Here is a 22097-nt window from a genome sequence, read left to right on the forward strand (position 1 = left end):
TGTCGAAGGGTGCTATAGAGCCGGGCTTAACTACCTTGCGCAACCTTTTTTCCTGTCGAAGGGCATTACAGAGCCGGCTTAACTACCTTGCGCAACTTTTTTTCCCGCCGATGGGCGTTATAGAGTCCCCTTAACTACCTTGCACAACCCTTTTTCCTGCCGATGGGCGCGTTATAGAGCCCCCTTAACTACCTTCCCCTACTGTTTGTCCTGTCGAAGGGTGCTATAGATCGCCTTATTTGCTTTTTATTGCTTTACCTTTTAACATGGAAGATAAATGTGGCATTTTTGTGAAAGGGTGGATTTAGATGACAAAAGTTACAATTAAAGTGAATGATAACGGCTCTTACCGTATTACAGGGGATGTTGAATTAATTGATGCCGAGGGAAACAAGTTTGAAACAAAACAAACTTTCTCGCTTTGCCGCTGCGGCAGATCAGCTAAAGCACCATTTTGCGATGGATCTCATAAAGGAAATTTTGAGTCTGTTGTTCGTGCACCGGAATCCGAAGAAGCATAGTTCAACCAAAACTTTTCATTAAAAACGGGGATATTATCCCCGTTTTTTCGTTTCCTTCCCAACTTTTGCTGGAGCTGCCTCTTCTTCCTCCGTTATCCCCCGCAGAAGTTCCCGATCCATCAAGCTGCTGTCATCCCCTGCACCTGGAGCGACATTAGCCATCGGAAGCTGTTCGAGCTCGTTTCCTCTTGGCATGCGAAAAACACCTCCTTCTTTGTTAAGGTGCTTCTCCTGAAGGGTCTTTAATCATTTCCATTAGAAATGGGCTTTAGAGTCAGACTTGCAGCATATGTTCAAGCAATCGTTTAATCGATTCTAATTTGCGTTTTGGATAAATGATATAGCTTTGAATGATGGGCGGCTTCGTTTTCGATCGAAAGGGAAGTGACACAAGTTCACCTCTTTGTATGAAAGTATCTGCTATAACTGATGGCAAAAGTCCCAAAAAGTTACCACTTCGTAAATATTGGACATACAGGGAGGCGTGATCGACCATTAAAGAATGCGTTTCCTTTCCAACGTTCTCTTCAAACCAGTGGTTATAACTTGGTCCCCAATCCATATGAATATAGGGCAAGTTACTTAAATTAGCCAAATCGATTTCTTCCGTAAAGTCGGTATCTACATTTGTAACAAGTCTAATCTCTTCTTTTTTAAATGGAAGAACCTCGATTTCTGAATGAGTAGGTGGAATAAGGACGACTCCAAAATCAATGACCCCATCGAGAACATGCTGAACAATATCCCATGAATGTCCCGTAATGAAACGAAGTGCTGTTCTTGGGTACTTTGCTTGAAACTCTTTCATTATTGGAAACAGTAAATAATCCCATAATGAATGCAAGCTTCCTATGACTAAGGAGTCTTCAAATGTTTCTTCTATACTCACTTTTCTTGCCCCTTCATCAACAAGCTCAATAATTCTCTTTGCATAGTCCAGCAACTCTTTACCTGCTGTGGTAAGAAGAACTTGTCGATTATCTCGCTCAAATAATTGTTTCCCAAGTGTTTGTTCTAATGCTTTAATACGCATTGTAACGGTTGATTGGGATATAAACATTAATTCTGCTGATTTTGTAAAATTTTTCGTCTGAGCTACAGACAAGAACGCACGTAGCTGTTGAATTTCCACTTTATTCATCCTTACAATTAGGTTTTTTAATTAATGCTATTATAATTATTCGTTATACAAATGGCAATTGTGCTGATACACTTTTAATAGATTCGTTTTGGATGAAAGGTGAGAGCTTGATGAGAGCCATACGGTTATTACTAGTAAATTCATTTCTTATGAATGTCAGTTTTTTTGCATTTATTCCGTTTTTATCTGCCTATATTACTGGGAATTTAGCTCTTTCTGCTGGTATTGCAGGAGTCGTTCTTATGATTCGCCAGTTGACACAGCAAGGCACTTCCTTTTTATCAGGGATGCTCGGGGATCGGTTTGATTATCGAATATTGATTAGTACGGGGATGATTTTACGCGGAGCAGGATTTCTGTTATTTTCATTTTGTACAACTCCGATGGAATTAATTGTTGCTGCTATTATTGCTGGGATAGGCGGTTCCTTGTTTGAGCCAACAAGTAAAGCTGCTATGTCCATTTTTAGTCACCCTTCTAAACGAGGGGATATTTTTGCACTAGATAAAATCGTTCGCCATTCGGGGATTATTTGTGCCGGGATATTAGGGGGAATACTTTTGCAGCTTGACTTTTTCTATTCTTCCTTAGTATGCGGCGGGATTTTTGTTTTCAGCGGGCTAATTACTTTTTTGATGCTGCCTAAAGAAAATGTAAATGTACCGAAGCAGTCCTTTAATGACTCTTGGCAAAAAGTCAAGTCTGATCGACTGTTTATTTATTTTACGATTAGCATGATTGGATTTTGGTTTATGTTTATGCAGTTGTATTTGACGATTCCTCTGCATGCTGCCAAAGTGTTTAACAGTTCAACATTCGTGTCAAGCTTGTTTATCGTCTATGGGATGATTGTCGTTTTTCTCCAATATCCTTTGCAAAAATGGACGAAAAAGTTTTCGCGGTTATCGGTCATTAAAGCAGGTATGGGTATCATGGGAACAGGTATGTTACTAATTGGGTTGTCTGATAGCTTCCTAATTTTCTGGGGTGGCTTTTGTACATACGCTGTTGGCATTATGCTAGTGGAACCAACCTCCTACGAATACACATCGGAAATTGCCCCGCCACAATTTTCTGCCAGCTATTTTGGTTTTTCTCTGCTTGCCATGGCAATTGGAGGTAGCTTGAGCCAAGGTGGTGGCGGGTGGATGTATGAGCATATGCCACATGTAAATTGGATTATTTGTACTTTAGCGGGCCTCCTTTCGGCCATCAGTATTCAATGGCTGCAATGGATAACAAGAAAACATCTCCTATTAAGAGAGGTAAAGAATAGTAACTTATAATATTATTTTCACCATGTTTAGCAAGGTGACAGAACTTATTGTCTTGCTGCAAATTCATATGTTAAAACACATACCAATTTCTATGAATAAACTTAATTATTCCGTCTAGTAAAAAATGTTAAGTAGATATTTATGGTGAAATTATAAGGACCTTTCTTCGTGGAACGTTCGACTTTTATAAAATTAGGAATATTATTACAGTTGTTGAATATATTCAATGAATAATCATACTAAAAAAAAGTTATAGCCTTACACTCTCTCCTATTTCTAGCTATTTTTGACAAGGAGGAAAGCCAGGTTATGTTTCATAAGCATTTTAGTGCCTTATCTCTTGTAATATCAGGAACATTGTTTGTCCTTTATCCAGCAATTCGTCCTTTTTCTGATGAATCATCAATGGAAGGCGCTACAGCATTTGCATCAACAGAATGGCTTGTAGCTCATATTTTTGCAATAATCGGTTTCACATTACTACCATTTGGATTACTCGGTCTTCATAACTTATTAAAAGTTACTGCATTAAAATCTCTGACATATTCTGCGGTAATATTATGTTTATTTGGCGTTGGTTTAACACTGCCGTTTTACGGAGGGGAAACCTACGGACTACATGCTATTGGACTAGAAGCAATAACACGGCAGACTGATGCACTAGTTAGTCTTGTAAATGTGGTACGTTCCGGACCGGGGCTTATTATGTTCATTATAGGTCTTCTGTTTCTTGCTGTTGCTTCAATTATAGTTGCAATTACATTTTGGAGGTCGGGAACATACCAGAAATGGAGCGGTATTCCCTTCGCTTTAGGAATTTCATTATATATCCCACAATTCTTCGCCGGGCAGCCACTACGAATAGCACATGGAGTGCTTGTTTTCCTTGGATGTATATTGATTGCGGTTGCCTTATGGAGGCAAGACCTCCCAAATCACGAAAAGAAAGAATAGAAACTATTTGTTAAATTTTCGGAGAATTTAGGTGATTATGGTGAAATAACAAGCGCTCATAGCTTTTCATGTTATGAGCGTTTGTTGTTGTACTAATAATGGGGCGTTAATTCGCTAGTTTATTTCGATCCATATAACTGTAATTTTGTCATTTGTACTTCAAATGCTTACTCAGCAACCCGCACATCAGCTATATCAGAAATATGAATCCGGTGCACTTCCTCGAAACGATCAACAATATGCAGCTTCTGATTTATTTCATCCCAAAAATGAATGGTCCCCATTACAAGCTCATAATTTTTATGACGATAATGAGTAACAGCAACGCTTTTTCCAAATTCCATTGCCTCCGAAATGACGGTGTTCATGCTTTCAAAATTTTGTTCGTCTATGTCCCGTACTTGATCGTACATATCTTCCTTCGCCCAGTCTCTCAATAATTTCACATGTTCTGGGAGCATCATAGATGTCCACTTGATTCTGCCCCGATCCCGAATCATTTAAGATCCCCCTTCGCTACATTTTATGACCTCCAACTAAAGTCGCCCGGTGCTTAGCTGTTCCCGCATTTGTATAGGAGACTGCTCTTAAAAGGGCGCCTGCTCCGAACTTTGATCTGATGTAATCAACTGTGTAGCCAAGCTCCCTCTTCTTCCAGCCGTTACCATCAAAAAGGTTTAGCTGCATTTCATTATCATCAACAAGTTTTCCAATGGAGAGTGAAATTTGCCGCACTGTTTTTCCTTCATAAAATTGATGAAAAAGCTGTATGCATACACGATAAATATCCATTGTCACATTTGTTGGCTCATCAATTGTTTTTGAACGGTAAAAGCCGCCTCCAAATTCATCTTGGCTGTAGCCGATCCCAAAGCTGATCGTCCTCCCTGCCTTCCGGTGACTTCGCACCCTTCTCGCTACCTCCTCGCACATCTCAAGAATGACATACTTAATTTCATGCTCTTCTTTATAATCTCTGAGCAAAATTTGGCTTTTTCCAAAGCTAATTTGTCCCTCCATAATCGGGGCACCGATATCAGAAAAGTCAATCCCCCATGCATGATGGAAGAGCTGATTTCCCATAATGCCGAATTTCTTCTCCAGCTTTTCTAAATCATAGTGAGCAAGCTGGCCAACTGTGAAAATCCCCATTCCATTCAGCGTTTTTTCCACGCGGCGCCCGATCCCCCACATTTCCCTTAAAGGAGAGACCGGCCACAATTTCGTTTGAACATCCTCATAAGTCCACTCAGCAATTTCTAATTTTTTCGCTTCTAAATCAAGACAAAGCTTTGCGAGCAGCATATTAGGTCCAATTCCAATGGCACATGGCAGCTGAAACTCACGCTCAATATCATCCTTTATCTTTCGGGCAATCGTAAGAGCATCACCCCAAAGATGCAAAGCTCCATCCACCTTTATAAAACTTTCATCCACGCTATACGTGTGAATCGCCTCTTTCGGGACATACCGATTAAAAACTCGAGTAATTTCAGTTGATATCCTCAAATAAGTTGCCATTTTCGGTTCCGCAACAATAATGCGCGGATCATCCGGAACTTCATATAAACGGTTTCCCGTCTTAATACCGAACTCCTTTTTCATCTTTGGCGATGCCGCCAGAACTACACTCCCCTTCCGCTCTTTTTTTCCAGCCACAACAAGATAGCATTCTAGAGGATCAAGTCCCTCTATAACAGCGGAACAGCTTGCATAAAAGCTCTTCATATCGACACACAATATTTTATTTTTGGGCATCGTATTGTAATCAATCATGACTTTTGCCATCCTCCTAGAAAAACACAGGCTCCTTGCATAAAAAAAAAGAGAACACACATTCTTATATATACCCACTATAATAAGCGAATATACGTTCTGATTCAATGGAAATTTTACGACTAATTCCCTAAAAAAAGGGGGCTTTAATATACCTTTCCGCCTAAAAAGTCGTATAATCGACAAGAGGAGGCATACGAAAGATGGATCGAAAACTCATTTTTAAAATGATTCAAACATGCTTAAAGCAATATCATGAATCAATTTCTATTGATAGTGTGGAATTTGAGGGAATGTACGAAAAAATAAATTTACTAAAACATGAAGAAAAAGAAAGTGATTTGTACGACATTGTGAATGATGTCGTGTATGGGTATATAACGGATTCGCCTTATTTTTAGTAAGTGTGAATCAATAAGAAAAACCAGACATACTGAAGTTGTATTCAATACGCATGGTTTCTTTTCCGAATTAGGCTTGCTGTGTTTATTTTTGATTAAACATCCGTCTTCCAAGCCGCTCAAACAAGCGAGGAAAAAGGGTATATACAATACTGCCTGCATTCATCCAGCCCGGCAAATTAATTTCTCGTGTCGGGGTCAGCATCGCATCTACAACCTTTTTTGCCACATACTCTGGCTTTAGCATAAATCTTTTTACATTTTTAACATAGGTTCCTTTTTCATCGGCAATGGTAAAAAAGTTCGTTTCAATCGGTCCAGGGTTAACGGCCGTTACAAAAACACGATGGCTGGTAAGCTCCATCCGAAGACTATTTGTATAGCCGAGCACAGCATGCTTCGTTGCTGAGTAGACACTTGATTTAGGTGTAGCAATTTTTCCTGCCTGGGAGGCAATATTAATAATATGACCGCTTCCCTGCTGTCGCATGATAGGCAAAACCATACTTGTGCAAGCCATTAAGCCAACAACGTTGACAGCAAACATCCCTTTAATATCATCGATTTTTGCCTCATGAGCCTCGCGAAAAACCCCGTAACCTGCATTGTTAACAAGAACATCAACACGGTCAAGCCGCTCCAAAACCATTGAAAAAACAGCCTGCACCTCGTCCGTGTTGGAAACATCAAGCTTATGTATATCAACCTTTACATGAAAACGGCTTTCTAAATCAGTTTTCAGCGAAAGAAGCTTCTCATAGCTTCGGGCGAGCAAAACAAGATTGGCTCCTCTTTCCGCACAAAGTGAAGCCATCGATGCACCGATTCCGGCCGAGGCACCTGTAATAATAATAGTTTTATTTTTCAAACGATCCGACATATTCCACCTCAGCTAAGCAGAAAAATAAAATGCCTTCCCTGCCTTATTTATACTAATTTCCCCCAAAGCATCCAAATAGTCAAGCTGGGCAATCGTTTCTGAAATCGTTAAGCCAAACTCCCTTTCATATACGGCGGGAAATAGACGCTGGCAAATTTCAAAAACGGTAAGAGGCTCCTGCTCAAGCCACTTTTTTATAAAAATCGCACGCTCATGCTGGCGTGCCAGTCTTTTCTCAATTAATTCATTAGGATCATAAATATCCTCTCCATGCCCTGAATAAACAAGCCGGATTGGGAATTGCCTTAACTTCTTTAATGATTCATTATATTGCAGCTGCGGTTTGGGACGCTTTGTTTCTCCAGGAAGGGGCGGTTCCATTAAAGGATTCGGAGAAATATGTGCCAGTAAATGATCCCCTCCGATAAAAACCCCATCCTTCTCTCGGAACAAACCGATATGACTTTGAGCATGCCCGGGTATTTCAATAACCGTCCAGTCACCAAGGCCCAGCGGAGTGTCCCCTTCTTCCAATACACCTGTAAGGGAACGGCTGCAGGAAAAACGCAAAGACTTTTTTAACGAGCTAATAAAAGGAAAAAATTGATCTGGAATTCCGCACTTAGGAAATAGATCATAGTAAAATTCATCATGCGCCTTTAAAAATGAATCTGTCCGCATTAGCCATCTTTCATTAAAACGATGTCCATATACTTCCATACTGGCAGGGAAAAAGTCCAAAAGACCAGCATGATCAGGATGATGATGAGTAAGGACAACCTGATCAATATCCTCAGGAGATAGATTTAAATCTTGCAATTGTGCCTTTAAAGCCTCCCAAGCTTCTTCCGTTTTAGGCCCAACATCAACAAGTGTCAGCCGCTCCCCCTTCACCGCATATATATTCACATCACCAACCGCAAAAGGGGTAGGGATAACCAATTTAGCAATGCCATTTTTCCATTCTGTCATTTCTTCAACTCCTAAAAACTATATCTAAATAAAATAATATCTAATCCATGCAGTATATAAACATAAGTTTACTCTTAAATTTACCAATTGTCATTATTTTCACATAATTAGAGATAGGAGGACCATAGATCCGTTATGTATCTGAAAAGATTGTTTTTATCGAGGTTAATGGTCTCTGATTCCGCTATTACATGAAAAGAATGATATTTTTTCATCATTAACGGATTCTGTGTCCTATTCATTCGACTAAGGAGCAAATTTTACGGAAATAAAGGATTCTCTGTCAGCTAAATATAAAAATCTGAATAAAATTCAAATGCTAAAGAGTCGTTTTCGGTTTTCACTGTGAATGAATGCGCTATTTGATAAGTTTAATCGGAACTTTTTATTAAAATTCGCTTGCCTTATTCCTTGCCTAACATTATTCCTCTTATAAATGAATAAATATAAAAGAAAAGTCGAATTTATGGAGGAAGAAAATGAGATTCGGCAAAAAGAAAACATGGCTTTATATAACGGGAATTACTATTCTATTAATTTTAATAGGAACGGCAATATATGGATATTTAATTTATAAATCTATCACAGAAGCTGTCGTAACCATGCATCAGCCGATCAAACGAGAAATATCAGAAAAGAGGAACGAAGAAATCACATTAACAAAACAAGAACCTTTCTCTGTTTTGCTGCTTGGTGTCGATGAAGCTGAAGGTGACCGCGGCCGTTCGGACTCAATGATCGTACTGACAGTGAGCCCAAGTTTAAATTCTGTTAAGATGCTCAGTATTCCACGAGATACTAGAACGGAGATCATCGGTCGTGGTACAGATGACAAAATTAATCATGCCTTTGCATTTGGCGGAGCAGAAATGGCCATAGCGACAGTGGAGAATTTTTTAGATATGCCGATTGATTTTTATATTCAAATAAATATGGAAGGTTTTATAAAGATTATTGATTCATTAGGAGGGATAACCGTCCATAATGACTTAGACTTTACCTCAGAGGGGAAACATTTCCCAAAAGGTGAATTGACGTTAAATGGGGAAGATGCATTATCATTTTCCCGCATGAGGTATGAGGACCCGAGAGGAGACTTTGGCCGCCAAGGTAGACAACGACAAATCATACTCGCTATTCTTAAAGAAGGGGCAAGCATCTCCTCACTCATCAATTATAAAGAGATTTTTAGTACATTAGGCGAAAATATAAAAACAAATCTAGAATTGGATGAGATGGTTGACATCCAAAAAAATTATCGATCAGCTGCTAAGCAAGTTGACCAAATATCCATCGAGGGAAGCAATGCAATAATGAACCGGATATACTACTTCATTGTTCCTGATGAGGAAAAGCAGCGTATTCAAGGTGAATTAAAAAAACATTTAGAATTACAATAAATAAAAATAAAAACTTCCTAACAAATTCTCTGAAGCAATTCCATTGAATTATTCTTTGGCGAATTGACGAGTGAAGATACTTCATATGTCTCCATCAGTTCCTTATCAAGCGGCTTAAGGAATTGATCTAAATAAGCTGTATCAGTGATTGTTCGATCCAGCCAATTTTTTTCATCTTCCGGCTTTAAAATAACTGGCATACGATCATGAATGTCTTTTACGAGATCATTGGGTGTTGTCGTGATCACAGAGCAGGTGAATACCGATTTCCCTAGTGGAGATTTCCATTGTTCCCATAAACCGGCCATCGCAAATAGCTGATCCGACTTCAGTTTTATCCGCATCGGAGTCTTCGTATTATCATCATGCCGTTTCCATTCATAGAAGCTGTCGGCAATGACTAAACAGCGTCTATTCTTGTATGCATGGCGAAAGCTAGGTTTCTCATTTAACGTTTCAGCCCTTGCATTAATCAGTTTGTAGCCCATTTTCTCGTCTTTAGCCCAGGAGGGGATTAAGCCCCATCTTAAAAAACCTAATCGATTTTTGCTGCCATCATTAATGACCGATAAAACAGATTGGGAAGGAGCCACATTGTAATTCGGAGAAAATAAATCTTCTTCAATAAATTGTTCAATATCAAACCGGTCAATAATTTGCTCGAAAGAAGCTGTTAATGTGAAACGGCCGCACATACAGATCACCTCATGATTGTTTTGTTTATTTTATCAAGAATTAGCGGTTACTTCCAAAATAAGTAATGGAGTCCTCAAAAGCATCAAATTATCTTATTTGTACAGCAAAACAAAAGGGTTAGCAATTCACAAATAAACTATGAATTGCTAACCCTTTCTTTTAATCTATATAGGAGAAGATTGATTTATTGCAATTTCGCCCTACATTCTATCAATAGTTCTTCCACGATTTCATCTTCCGAAATTAAAAAGGCTTTTTCATATAAATTACAAACCGGGCAAATATGGTTAGGGATGATTTGCACTTTATCCCCTACATTCACTTGGTTGCTGAAATCCTCATTGTAAATGATAGCATGTTCGTCAAAAACACCAAAAATATGGACATCATCAAATTCTTTAATAAGACCAAGACCTTTTGTTTTTGTAAGTCCTTTATTTCTTGTTTGAGCTGTAATTCCTTTCGCTCCTACGTCTGTAATAACTCGTTCCTTAGTTGGCTTACTAATGATTGTCGTAAGAACTGATGCTGCACATTGGTCATACGTACCAATTACATTTGCCTGGGAGGAATCCATAAAAATATAAGTCCCTGGTCTTATTTCCGTGACACCTTTTGGTATTTCGAATTTTAGTATGAAAGGTGGGGTAGAACCGATACTAACGACTTTTGGTTTAAGGTCCATCTCTTCTGCAATTTCCGCAAAATGCAATGTTCTCTTTACACTTGCAACATAAAGCTCTCTGCACTCTTCTATATTTTCTGCCTTATAAGTATGTCCATCATGGGAGAAAACACCTTTAAATTCAACATTTTTACACCCTTTAACAGCTTCTAATAAAATACGAAAATCATTTTCTTCAATAATCCCGGAGCGTTCTTCTCCTACCTCAATTTCTACAAGAACTTGAGCTTTTTTCTTTGCTCCTTCGAAAACTTCTTCAATTTCATTTACTTGATAGATATTATCAATGCCAAAGGAGATGTCAATGATCTCAGATAGTTTTCTAATTCGTTCAATTTTTGATTTACCGACAATCTCATTGGCAATAAAAATGTCCTTTAAACCGCTTTTAGCCATCACCTCGGCTTCCCCTACTTTTGCTACCGTAATACCAACAGCTCCTAACTCCTCTTGTAATTGGGCCAGCTTAGGTATTTTATGAGTTTTCGTATGCGGTCGTAAGTTCACTTTGTATTCATCAGCATAATTTTGCATTGAATAAAGATTATCCATCATTATTTTTCTATCAATTAAAAGTGCTGGTGTTTCTAACTCGAAATATTTCATTTATCTCTCTCCTTTATGGCTGCTATAGTTTCAATCTCCACAAGACATCTGGCTTCCAATCAAAATATTCGGTTAATTCGACTTAATTCCTGCTCCGCATAAAGGAATAATAATCGTTTCAGCGGGCGAATGATTGTATTTTAAGTATCCAGCGTAGTTCGCAGCAGTTGTCGGTTCTACATAAAAACCTTTCCTTGCTAATGTAATACGTGCTTGTACAATTTCTTCTTCGGTTGTTGTTATCATTTCTCCATTCGTAGCACGAATTGCTTCTAAAATTTGAACTGAACGTGCTGGTGCTGCTATTGCAATCCCTTCCGCTATTGTGCCGTTATTTTGGACAGGTTCAAACGTTTCATTATTCATAAATACTTTTGCTAGTGGTGCACAATTTTCTGCTTGAATCGCAATTAACTTCGGCATTTTCGATATAAGCCCATTCTCTAGTAATTCCTTGAATCCATAATAGGCGCCTAACAACAAAGTACCATTTCCAACAGGAATAATAAGGGCATCAGGTACACATTTCATCTGTTCCCAAATTTCATAAGCATATGTTTTGGTTCCCTCATAAAAAAAGGGGTTATACACATGACTTGCATAGAATACATTCTCTTCATTTACTGCTTTTTGCGCAGCTTTAGCTACCTCTTCCCGTGTACCATTAATTGCCCGAACGTTTGCACCATGCGCTTTAACCTGTGCAATTTTTTTCGGGGATGTTCCTTCTCTGAGGAAAATATCACAGGCTATACCAGCACGTGAGGCATATGCCGCAATCGAAGTTCCTGCGTTCCCACTACTATCGGCAATGACTTTCGTAACACCTATTTCTTTTGCTTTAGCAATTAATACTGCTGCACCACGATCTTTAAAAGACAAAGTAGGCATCATATAGTCTACTTTGACAAAGGTATTCGGCTCTGATTGATCTAATATAATTAACGGAGTATATCCTTCCCCCAATGTAACTGCTTGCCATATGCCAGAGTTATTTTTAAATGGCATAGCATCTATGTACCGCCACATCGTTGCGGGTTTTTCTCGCAACTTTAATATATCAATGGTAATCCTTTCTTTTATTAAGTCTAACATCCCTCCACATTTGCACTTCCATATATTTTCTGTCACATTATATTTAGTTTCACATGAATAACACACATATTGTTCCTTAATTGTTTTTCACCCCTTTTTGTCAAAATGAAACTATTAAGATTAATAGATTCATAACTTAAATATATGCAATAGCTTCAATTTCTATTTTAAAACCAAAATGTAGCTCATTTGTTGGTACAACGGATCGTGCTGGTTTATGGTTTCCGAAGAATTCTTTGTAGACACGGTCAACACGATCCCATAATTGTATATCCGGAATATATAGTGTCATCCGCAAAATTTGATTCTTTTGGCTGCCTGCCTCATTTAAAATATACTCAATGTTTTTCAGTGCTTGCAGCGTTTCATCTTCAATTGTGCCAAATTTCTTTTGTTGAGTTATGGGGTCAATGGCAAATTGGCCAGATACGTAAACGACATCATTATGAATCGTTGCTAGCGCATAATGGCCGTTTGACTTCAAATTCCCTACCTGAAATATGCTCTCCATTTAGACACTCCTAATTTATTGATTTGATTTTCTATTAATAACTCTCCCTCTGATAAATTGAAAAAATGCTTAAAATTCCCCATGTGATTTTTCAAGGAAATGAATAAATAATTCAGCTGCTTTAGTTTGAATTTGTGTGTCTCTAGTCGCGTAAAAGAAGTGTTGTGTAGAATCAAATCCTTTAATGTTTAATGCTCGAAGCGTTCCTAATGCTAATTCCTTTCTAATCGCCCCTTTAGAAATATAGGAAATCCCTAAACCAACCTCCACAGACTCCTTAATAATTTGGAGGCTGCCAAATTCCATTATTTCTTTAGGCTCAATTCCAGTCTGATGAAACATATGGTCCGTAACTTCCCGAGTACCAGAGCCAGATTCGCGAATTACCCATGTTTCAAATTTCAGTTCTTCTGCAGTAACTGCTTTCTTACATCCCAATGGATGATTGTAGGGGACAATCACAACCATTTCGTCTACGGCAAAGGGTTTGATTAGTAGGTTAGGATGTTGAATTCGACCATTAATAATTCCAATATCTAATTCGCGCCGAAGTAGTTGTTCAATGATACGATGTGTGTTTTTAATCGTTATTTTTGGTTTAATATTTGGATAATTGGCTTTAAACTCATTCATAACTTTTGGAAGTGAGTATTCGCCGAACGTGTAGCTTGCCCCAATCCATAATGCACCACTTGCTGTCGTTTGTATTTCATGTATGAATTTGTCCACAAGTGCATATTGCTCCATAATTTCTTTCCCATGATAATATAAAATTTTTCCAGCTTTAGTTAACCCAATATATTTGTTGCTACGCTCCAAAAGCTCAATGCCAAACTTTTTTTCTAGTGATTTTATCGCCTGACTAACAGCTGATTGCGTGATGTATAGTTTATCGGCAGTTTTAGAGAAACTGTGCTGTTCAGCAACAGTTAAAAAGATGTTTAACTGATGGTCCACCTTCATCTCCCCCCATTCCATTAGAAAAACTTATAATCGTTATTAAAAAAATTCGTTTTACTAACTAAGCTTAACACATTAGTATGAATATTAGAAATATTAATACTAATGAAAAAAGGAGGATTTCAAAAATGGATTTAGCCCGCTTTCCACGAAAACGATATACCGAATACGTTACTCCTATTGAAAAGCTTTCTAATCTTTCAAAAGCCTTAGGTGGTCCAACAATTTATGTGAAACGAGATGATTTACTTGGATTAGCCGCTGGAGGTAATAAAACAAGAAAATTGGAATTTCTTGTTGCCGACGCCCTTGAGCAGGGGGCTGACACGTTAATTACCTGCGGAGCTGTACAATCAAATCATTGTCGACTTACTCTTGCCGCGGCGGTTAAAGAGCAGCTCCAGTGCCATCTTGTACTTGAAGAACGAGTCCCTAATAGTTATTCACCAGACGCTAATGGCAATAATTTTTTATTTAAATTATTAGGTGCAGATGGGATTAGTGTAGTTTCGCGCGGAACAAATATGATGGAAGCGATGGAGGAAGTTCAAAATAAATTAGCTATGGAAGGAAGGAAAGCCTACATAATCCCTGGAGGCGGATCAAATGAGGTTGGTGCAACAGGCTATGTGGCTTGTGCACAGGAGTTATTAAAACAAACATTCGATATGGGGCTAAACTTAGACTATATTGTTACCGCAAGTGGCAGTGCAGGAACACACGCTGGCCTTGTAACAGGGTTTTATGGCACAAATACACCTACCCCAATTATCGGTATGAATGTCAGTCGAAAAAAGGACGAGCAAGAAGAACTTGTTTATCGCCTAGTACAAAAAACTGCAAAGTATGTCGGTATAACAAGTGATGTCCCGAAAGAACTCATTAATTGTTATGATCAATATGTTGGGCAAGGGTATTCCCTTCCTACACCTGGGATGATCGAAGCAATAAAATTATTTGCAGAGCATGAAGGTATTTTGCTTGATCCCGTATATACAGGTAAAGTGGCTGCTGGTTTGATTGATCTGATACGAAATGGATTTTTTAAAAACGATGATCAAGTCCTCTTTCTTCATACTGGAGGTTCACCAGCGTTATATGCATATGATTCTATGTTTTTCTCAAAATCATCGTAAAGTAATCTTCTCTATTTAGTAGAGAAGATTATTGAAATAAGTATAAGTAAAAGTAAAAAAAATTTGTAAAGGAGGCTCTTTTATATGGAACATAAGAAAAAATCAGGATTTAAAAAATTACCTCTATGGGCTCTTATTATTATTGGATTAATCTTAGGTACCATTATTGGGTTACTATGGCCAAGTTTTGGAGCAAACCTCCAACCTATCGGGACTTTATTTATTAAAGCCATTAAAATGATTGTTATACCGCTTGTATTTTCAGCTGTTACTTTGGGAATCTACAAGATGGGCTCAAATCGTAAAGAGTTAGGTCGTCTTGGAGGACTGGCTTTTATCTGGTTTTATTTAGCTACTGGGTTTTGTATTATTTTAGGTATTACGTTAAATGCTATTTTTCATCCTGCAGCAGGAGTGACCTTACAGGCAACAGGTACTCTTCCGGCAAATCTTGCAACATCAATTGATTGGGTTAAATTTATCACGGATCTCATTCCCGACAATGTTGTGAATGCAATGGCCGAGCAAAAAATTATTCCAACTCTCTTTTTTGCTATTTGTTTCGGTCTATCATTATCTGCTATAGGCGATAAAGCCAAAGTTGTCATTAACTTTCTAGAAGGTATTCTTGAAGCTATGTTCAGATTGACTAAAGGAGTTGTAGCAACGGCTCCGGTAGCTGTAGCAGCGATCATGGCATGGGTGTTTGCCACTCAAGGCGGCAGCGTTATATTAGGATTGGCAAAATTAATTGGGGTCATGTATATTGGCTTGCTTGTTATTATGGTATTATTCTGGATTATCCTTGCCTCCCTTAAAATAAATCCTTTCTCGTATACTAAAAAAGTAATGGAACCATTGCTTTTAGGATTTACTACTACCTCTTCTGAAGTTACTTTACCTGTACACATGAATATTCTCGAGAAGTCGGGGATACCAAACAAAGTGGTTTCTTTTGTCCTTCCGCTAGGTTATAGTTTCAACCTTGATGGTGCAGCACTTTATCAGTCTCTCGCTGTTTGTTTTATAGCAGAAGCATATGGTATGCATTTAAGTTTGCCTACTATTTTAACGATTCTTATAACAACCTTAATTGCTAACAAAGGAACAGCAAATGTACCTGCAGCTTCATTAGTCGTTTTGTCAGTTATTCTAACATCTCTTAATCTTCCATTAGAAGCAATCGCTTTAATAACAGGAGTCGACCGATTTATGGATATGGGGCGGACAGCTGTCAATGTTTTTGGGAATACGGTTGCCGCTATATTACTTTTTAAATGGGGTGGCAAGAAACTCGCCGAAACAGAGGATGAATCGAGTGCCGTTAGTTTGTAAGAAGTTTACAGTAAGTATCGTATCATAAAGATTGATAAAGGTAATACCTTACGATATAGACAAGGGGAGCTATTTAAATGAGTAAAAAAATTGGGATACTAGGTGGTATGGGTCCAATGGCAACAGTCGATTTATTTACTGAAATTGTGAGAAATACTCCTGCTAAAACGGATCAAGAACATTTACGTATTATTTTAGATAATCACCCTCAAATACCGCCTAGGGTTCCAGCAATCTTACAAGGAACTGAAAGCCCATTACCAATGATGGTTGAATCTGCGCAACAATTGGAAGCGGCAGGAGTTGATTTTATTATTATGCCGTGTAACACAGCTCATTTTTGGTTAGATCAATTACAAAAGACTATTAAAGTCCCAATCTATAGTATGATTCATAATACAGCAACATACATCCAAAGAGATTATCCCCATTTTTCTGGTAAAACGATACTTCTGGCCTCAAGGGCTACTATCCAAACAAATTTGTATCAAAATGATTTTCATTCCTTAGGCCTTCATTTGTGTGTGCCCAAAGACCAAGATCAAGAAATTATTGATCTTACTATTAAAGAAGTAAAGGCAGGTCACATTGAAACCAATGTTTATATTAAGCAGCTTAGCACTATATTAAATCGATATGAAATGGAGGAAGGGATATTAGCTTGTATTGGGGGCTGTACTGAGATCCCACTTATATTTCCTTATTTAACGAGTGATGTCGTCAAAATAAACCCCACACAATTACTCGCTTTAATGGCTGTTGAACAGGCAAAAGGGATTAAATTAACATATTAAAATCCATTTCCAAAGACATTATAGTTAACATATCACAAAGTTTTATCCTTTTTATAAGCAAAAACCCTGAATTTTTTATGCTAAGCAGAAAATTCAGGGTTGTTTTTTATATCCTAAATTTTATAGACTAATAATATTTTCTTTTTTTACTGTCAACCACGGCCTATTTTCTTCCCAGCGCACACCGACCGGGGTTTTAAAGGTTTCCGATAATAGTTCATCTGTCAAAACCTCTCCCTTTGGTCCAGCGGCTACGATCTTTCCATCACGCAGAAGCAAGGCGTGAGTAATTTCTTCGACTAACTCTTCAATATGGTGAGTCACATAAATTAAATGGCAATTGTTATTGACAATTGCCTTCATAAGAAAAAGAACTTCCTCCCGAGAAAGAACATCTAGACCTGTGCACGGCTCATCGAGTATGAGAAGCTTAGGATTGCTCATTAATGCTCTCGCGATTAGCACTCGTCTCTTTTCACCTTGTGATAAAAGACGGAAGTGCTTCCCTTTAAGGTAATCGAGGCGAAGACTGTTTATTAATGACTCCGCCTTTTCGACATCTTCCGTTGAAACCTCTTCATACAAACCGATGGATGCAAACTTTCCGCTTAAAACAATGTCTTCGACCGTTTCATGATTCAAGCTATTAGAAAACCGGTCCAATGAGCTGCTGACGAACCCAATTTCTCTGCGAAGCTCTGGTAAATTCGTTTTTCCAAATATATTTCCAAGGACAGCTACTTCTCCTGCTGTCGGAAATTGATAGCCGGTTACAATATTTAAAAGAGAAGTCTTTCCTGATCCATTTAAACCAAGAATGGCCCAATGCTCATTTTGACCTATGCTCCAATTTAGATTGCTTAAGATTTCCTCGCCGTTCCTGCGCCATGAAACATTTTTGAAAGATACAATATTCCCCACTAGTATTAGCCTCTCTTTCTAATTAAAAAAATTCCTAATTATCATTTTAATTCGACAATAGCATAAACCTATTTTGATTTAAAGAGAAAATGACTCCATATAAAACTAGAAAAGAAGCTAACGCAATATTAAGCGATAGCTTCTTTATCTAGAAATATTATTTACGAAGCAAGATTTATTATTGAGCTTGCCTCTCCCCAAATCATTTCCGCCCATTCGGGATGATCAATAAATGGATTACGGTTGTGCTGCCATTTTTCATAAATGATATTGTTGCGGTTTCGTTCGAAATCATCTACTGGATCTTGGAGATGCCACTTTAGCAGAACGGATAGCTTGCCATGATACGGCTGCGAGCCATTACCAACTTTATCGTTTAATTCTAAGTCAATTTCGCCATTCGTTCCTTCATAGCGAACAGCCATATAGAAGAGCATTCTAGCAACGTCTCCCTTTACTCTGTCTGGCGGCTCCCAAGAATTCGAAGTTCTGAAGCAGCCATCACAACCGCTAACTGGGTTTCCGCCATTATTAAAGTCAAGATTTCCTCTTGAACTATTAATCTGTACATCAGTCGGACGAAGATGATGAATATCGGTGCCCGGTCCTATGCTCGTTCCGAACCCGCCATGGGATTGCGCCCAAACATGCTCGCGATTCCATTGACCAACATTCCCGCCGTTCGCAAGCTTTGAACGGGACTCCCCTTTGTATAGCAATATAATATTGTTACTATTATTCGGATCCTCATCCGTCTCTCTCAGTGCATCCCATACATTACTATAAGAAATTTTTGTTTGCTCCCGAATAATATTGTGGAGAGCAAACTTCAAATCCGCCCCAGTTTTGCCTGAAGCCGATTCATAATAGCCATCAAATTGCCCCTTCTCTTCTACTGTAAATGAGAAGCGTGCTGTTAACTCACCGCCATTTCCATCTTTAACAGTAACCGCCACTAAGAATGTGCCAATTTCTTCAGTTGAAAGAGTAAGACGGGAGCCGTTCGTTATCTTTCCAAGTGATGATGTGTAAGACAATTGATCTCCATCTGGATCTGAGAAATGCTCGCTTAATTCAAGCGAGACTTGCTCGCCTGTTTTAGCAGTGATTTTTTCTAAAGGCTTTGTCATTACCGGTGCTTTGTTTTCTTTTGGAGCGAACGGAGAAGGAATTTCTTCTCCCTTTGAGTTGGTAAATTTTATATGAGAAGTGTCAACCTTTTTACCAACAGACCAAGATTGAACGTTTTCAGCACCTCTAATTTCCTGCACTTTATCCTTTTCAATCAGTACCTCTTTAACTTCTGTTCCAGTTAAATCAACAATAGTGCCTTTTTGAGCAGAGCTGACCACAACCTTCGTTTTCTTCAAGCCCTCCCCTTTTAGAGTAGCTGATTTTTTCAGCCAAATCCCCTCTGTAATGGAGGAAGTCTTATCCATGATAATTAAGGCATTATGTGGTCCAATAACAAGTTTCTTCGCTTTGTAGCCGACAAGATCATACACTTTGTCATACTTCGGCTCTTCTGGTTTTGCTGGCTCTTTCAATGTAGTTTGAATCAAAACAGGGTCATGATCACTTGCACGGCCATGCTCTTCCATGAAACCAGAGTTAATATGAACAATATCCACTTCAGTTGAAGCAGCAAGATTATTTGATACTAAAATATGATCCAGTACTTGCGCATTTCCTTGATAGTTGTACGTAAAGCGCTCTTCTGCAGGAACTTTTTCAATCATGTTTGTCAATTCCTGCCCTTTTAGAACGTGCAAAGGATTTGAGAATTCGAAGTCATTAAAATCACCAAGCAAAACAATGTTTGCATTCGGATCTTTTGCTTGAACGTCCTTGACAAAATTATTTACAATCGCAGCAATTTGCATTCGTTGGACTTCACTATTTAAGATAGGCGGCTGCACTTTTCCAAACAGAGGAAGATCTCCGCCTTTAGAGTTAAAATGGTTAGCGACAACGATGATACTCTCGCCATTAAATTCAAATTGTGCTGCTAATGGTTTTCGGCTAGATTCAAACGCTGAATTCGTTGGATCAATGCGCCCAGGGTTTAACGTAAGCTTGCCATTTTCAAATCCAACTGCCTGAGTGGCCGTTCCTTTTGTCCCTGGAACAAGTGATACACGTTCCTCATTATAAAGGAAGCCGACACGAATATTTCCGCCTGGCTGCCCGCCATCCACTTTATCTTCAGGTGCAATATCTGTATATGTGTATGTTGGACCGCCGAGTGATTCAATTTTTGCAATTAATTTTGCAGCGCTTTGGCTAGCGTCAGTCGTTCCGCTATCTGTTGATCCATCATTATCCTGAACCTCTGTTAAACCAATAATATCCGGTTGCTTCATACTCGTTACAATAGCTTCTGCTAGTTTAGTAACCTTTGAATCATCTGTTTTTGTTGAAAAGTTTTCAACATTGTAAGAAGCAATCGTTAATTTGTTTTCATCAAATATAATCGGCGTTATTTCCCTTACATTCGAACCTTCAACAAGAGGCGGCAATGCTGCACGATCACTCAATATTTTATAGTTGCTGAATCCATAGCTGACAACTCCTTGAATCGAGCCTTGAAAGCGATCTCCCATTTTGGCAACGAATCTAGTGTCATCGATATCAATGGTCATTCTTTCTGGGTTAAAATCGGTTTCAGTAATACGCAACCCGCCAGCTGTCGTATTTGTTGGAACATTTTCTGGAACAACAATGACTTCACCATATTTTTGCGGTGCGACCACTTTAGGGTTATTTATTTGTACAAGCATCCCTTCTAAGCTTTCAAAAAAGTCAATTCCATCTTCGTTAGGATCAAAATTCTCAAAACGATCATTATCAATAACTTCTAAAGGAAGCATCCGGTCAACGCCGATTACAACCGGTGCCGGAAGCGTTTGGTTGCTTGCAATTATTTGGATATCGGAAGCATTTATTTCAGTAACAGGAAGGTCTGTTTGCAGTTTTTCCGCATATCCTTCTAAAACCCATTCCTTCACCTGACCGCTAACTTTTACAACATCCCCTACTTTAACTCCGTGAGATTTTTTATAAACTAAAATACCTTCAGACGTGTTTGGGTCATGGTCCGGCTGTCTATCCTGCATATAAAAATTACTTCCGTCAACAACCTTTGTAACGATCCCCTCAACACCAGCAACGTTTTGATCCGCATATGGGGAAGAGTGACCAGCACCTTGGATATCATGAATGCGAATGACTTCCTGCTGAATCGCATAATCAAACACAGCCACTTCACTATTTTCCAATCCTTGTTTTACAGCAACCGCTTTGATTGTAATAGGAGCATTTATTTCAATAGGATTCGTATAAAGTGTACTTGACGTTGTCGGCTCTGATCCATCTACACTGAAATAGATTTCTGCTTCTTCTGTAGCTGTAGCAAGAGAAATCTTAGTCCCTTTTAAAATGGTTCCTCCAGCAGGGTTTGCAGTAACTGCTTGTACCTTTTTAGGTTCTGAGTCATCACTAAAGGAATAGCCTGTAGGACTTTTCAATCCAGGGACTCCAAAATAAGCTTCTAAACTTCCTGTAATTTGGATTTTCTTTCCGAGATTTTCTGGATGATCTCGAAGATTTAATTCGTCTCTAATAGCACCTTGAGTCAGCTGTACAGGCAAAATTTTCTTACCATCTGTTTCATTTGCAGAATCAGCAATGGCAATATTGGTGTTAACCGTAAATGGCCCAGTATGCTGATACTTAGGTCCATTATTCGTAATCCCTACAATATACCCCTCCACCGTTCCCTTTCCGCTATTATTGGCGATGGCCTCTGCAACGGTTATAGTCCCAGCGGCTTTTGAAACATGAAATGGAGCAAATAAGCTGAAAATCATGGTGAGGGTTACTACAATGCTGAAAGTTTTTTTCTGAAGCCTTCCTATCATTCAATCTCCTCCATACTCTATTAATTTGGCAAAATGCTATTTCACTTCTAGTTAAGCATGGCTCTATTAACTGTACAATTGCATTTATGTAAATTTTATAAATTTTACCAAAAATG

Annotated in this window: 21 protein-coding genes; 8 read left to right on the top strand and 13 right to left on the bottom strand. The window is 38.5% G+C overall.

The window, feature by feature from the left end; translation table 11 throughout:
• The first annotated feature begins 308 nt into the window (after positions 1–308).
• Positions 309–521, top strand: a complete 213-nt coding sequence (locus V7127_RS14380) for a CDGSH iron-sulfur domain-containing protein (RefSeq protein WP_335487017.1) — start codon at positions 309–311, stop codon at positions 519–521.
• A gap of 33 nt (positions 522–554) precedes the next feature.
• Here V7127_RS14380 and V7127_RS14385 read toward each other — a convergent pair whose 3' ends face one another.
• Positions 555–716 carry a hypothetical protein gene (locus V7127_RS14385; protein WP_335487019.1) on the bottom strand — a complete coding sequence of 54 codons (162 nt, stop codon included), beginning with the start codon at positions 714–716 and terminating at the stop codon, positions 555–557.
• 79 nt (positions 717–795) lie between these two features.
• A complete protein-coding gene (locus tag V7127_RS14390) occupies positions 796–1653 on the bottom strand; it encodes a LysR family transcriptional regulator (protein WP_335487022.1) in 858 nt (285 codons plus the stop codon).
• Positions 1654–1772: 119 nt separating this feature from the next.
• Between V7127_RS14390 and V7127_RS14395 the strand changes: the two genes are divergently transcribed.
• Positions 1773–2948, top strand: coding sequence for an MDR family MFS transporter (locus V7127_RS14395; RefSeq protein WP_335487025.1), 1176 nt, complete (start codon positions 1773–1775; stop codon positions 2946–2948).
• Positions 2949–3248: 300 nt separating this feature from the next.
• Positions 3249–3893, top strand: a complete 645-nt coding sequence (locus V7127_RS14400) for a hypothetical protein (RefSeq protein WP_335487028.1) — start codon at positions 3249–3251, stop codon at positions 3891–3893.
• Between the two features lie 167 nt (positions 3894–4060).
• Here the strand turns inward: V7127_RS14400 and V7127_RS14405 are convergent, their stop codons facing one another.
• Together V7127_RS14405 and V7127_RS14410 are read right to left on the bottom strand one after the other, a co-directional pair.
• A complete protein-coding gene (locus tag V7127_RS14405) occupies positions 4061–4393 on the bottom strand; it encodes a YolD-like family protein (protein ID WP_335487031.1) in 333 nt (110 codons plus the stop codon).
• Between the two features lie 16 nt (positions 4394–4409).
• A complete protein-coding gene (locus tag V7127_RS14410; protein ID WP_335346634.1) occupies positions 4410–5669 on the bottom strand; it encodes a DinB/UmuC family translesion DNA polymerase in 1260 nt (419 codons plus the stop codon).
• 203 nt (positions 5670–5872) lie between these two features.
• Between V7127_RS14410 and V7127_RS14415 the strand changes: the two genes are divergently transcribed.
• Positions 5873–6070 carry a YqzH family protein gene (locus V7127_RS14415; RefSeq protein ID WP_335346625.1) on the top strand — a complete coding sequence of 66 codons (198 nt, stop codon included), beginning with the start codon at positions 5873–5875 and terminating at the stop codon, positions 6068–6070.
• 85 nt (positions 6071–6155) lie between these two features.
• Here V7127_RS14415 and V7127_RS14420 read toward each other — a convergent pair whose 3' ends face one another.
• Together V7127_RS14420 and V7127_RS14425 are read right to left on the bottom strand one after the other, a co-directional pair.
• Positions 6156–6950 (bottom strand): SDR family NAD(P)-dependent oxidoreductase, encoded by a 795-nt coding sequence (locus V7127_RS14420; RefSeq protein ID WP_335487035.1) that lies wholly within the window; start codon positions 6948–6950, stop codon positions 6156–6158.
• 12 nt (positions 6951–6962) lie between these two features.
• Entirely contained in the window at positions 6963–7922 is a 960-nt protein-coding gene (locus tag V7127_RS14425; RefSeq protein ID WP_335487038.1) for an MBL fold metallo-hydrolase, read from the bottom strand.
• 479 nt (positions 7923–8401) lie between these two features.
• On the opposite strand from V7127_RS14425, the gene V7127_RS14430 reads away from it, so the two are divergent.
• Positions 8402–9322, top strand: coding sequence for an LCP family glycopolymer transferase (locus tag V7127_RS14430; protein WP_335487041.1), 921 nt, complete (start codon positions 8402–8404; stop codon positions 9320–9322).
• A gap of 17 nt (positions 9323–9339) precedes the next feature.
• Here the strand turns inward: V7127_RS14430 and V7127_RS14435 are convergent, their stop codons facing one another.
• The 5 genes from V7127_RS14435 to V7127_RS14455 form a co-directional block, all read right to left on the bottom strand.
• Positions 9340–10017, bottom strand: a complete 678-nt coding sequence (locus V7127_RS14435; RefSeq protein ID WP_335487044.1) for an SOS response-associated peptidase — start codon at positions 10015–10017, stop codon at positions 9340–9342.
• 185 nt (positions 10018–10202) lie between these two features.
• On the bottom strand, positions 10203–11309 hold the full coding sequence (locus V7127_RS14440; protein WP_335487047.1) for a D-TA family PLP-dependent enzyme: 1107 nt from the start codon (positions 11307–11309) through the stop codon (positions 10203–10205).
• A 72-nt stretch (positions 11310–11381) separates the two neighbouring features.
• Positions 11382–12485, bottom strand: a complete 1104-nt coding sequence (locus tag V7127_RS14445; RefSeq protein ID WP_335487298.1) for a threonine synthase — start codon at positions 12483–12485, stop codon at positions 11382–11384.
• Between the two features lie 55 nt (positions 12486–12540).
• On the bottom strand, positions 12541–12915 hold the full coding sequence (locus V7127_RS14450) for a RidA family protein (protein ID WP_335347537.1): 375 nt from the start codon (positions 12913–12915) through the stop codon (positions 12541–12543).
• Between the two features lie 69 nt (positions 12916–12984).
• On the bottom strand, positions 12985–13872 hold the full coding sequence (locus V7127_RS14455) for a LysR family transcriptional regulator (protein WP_335347536.1): 888 nt from the start codon (positions 13870–13872) through the stop codon (positions 12985–12987).
• Positions 13873–14003: 131 nt separating this feature from the next.
• Here V7127_RS14455 and V7127_RS14460 point away from each other — a divergent pair, with 131 nt between their 5' ends.
• The 3 genes from V7127_RS14460 (at position 14004) to V7127_RS14470 (ending at position 17140) form a co-directional block, all read left to right on the top strand.
• Positions 14004–15011: a D-cysteine desulfhydrase gene (locus V7127_RS14460; RefSeq protein WP_335355448.1), complete on the top strand. Its 1008-nt coding sequence runs from the start codon at positions 14004–14006 to the stop codon at positions 15009–15011.
• Between the two features lie 84 nt (positions 15012–15095).
• Entirely contained in the window at positions 15096–16346 is a 1251-nt protein-coding gene (locus V7127_RS14465) for a dicarboxylate/amino acid:cation symporter (RefSeq protein ID WP_335347534.1), read from the top strand.
• Positions 16347–16423: 77 nt separating this feature from the next.
• On the top strand, positions 16424–17140 hold the full coding sequence (locus V7127_RS14470) for an aspartate/glutamate racemase family protein (RefSeq protein WP_335487051.1): 717 nt from the start codon (positions 16424–16426) through the stop codon (positions 17138–17140).
• A 120-nt stretch (positions 17141–17260) separates the two neighbouring features.
• Here the strand turns inward: V7127_RS14470 and V7127_RS14475 are convergent, their stop codons facing one another.
• Positions 17261–18061 carry an ABC transporter ATP-binding protein gene (locus V7127_RS14475; RefSeq protein ID WP_335487054.1) on the bottom strand — a complete coding sequence of 267 codons (801 nt, stop codon included), beginning with the start codon at positions 18059–18061 and terminating at the stop codon, positions 17261–17263.
• Positions 18062–18222: 161 nt separating this feature from the next.
• Positions 18223–21981: an endonuclease gene (locus V7127_RS14480; RefSeq protein WP_335487057.1), complete on the bottom strand. Its 3759-nt coding sequence runs from the start codon at positions 21979–21981 to the stop codon at positions 18223–18225.
• Between the last annotated feature and the right edge of the window lie 116 nt (positions 21982–22097).

The organism is Bacillus sp. JJ1773 (genome assembly GCF_036962035.1).
Taxonomy (GTDB): Bacteria; Bacillota; Bacilli; order Bacillales; family Cytobacillaceae; genus Cytobacillus.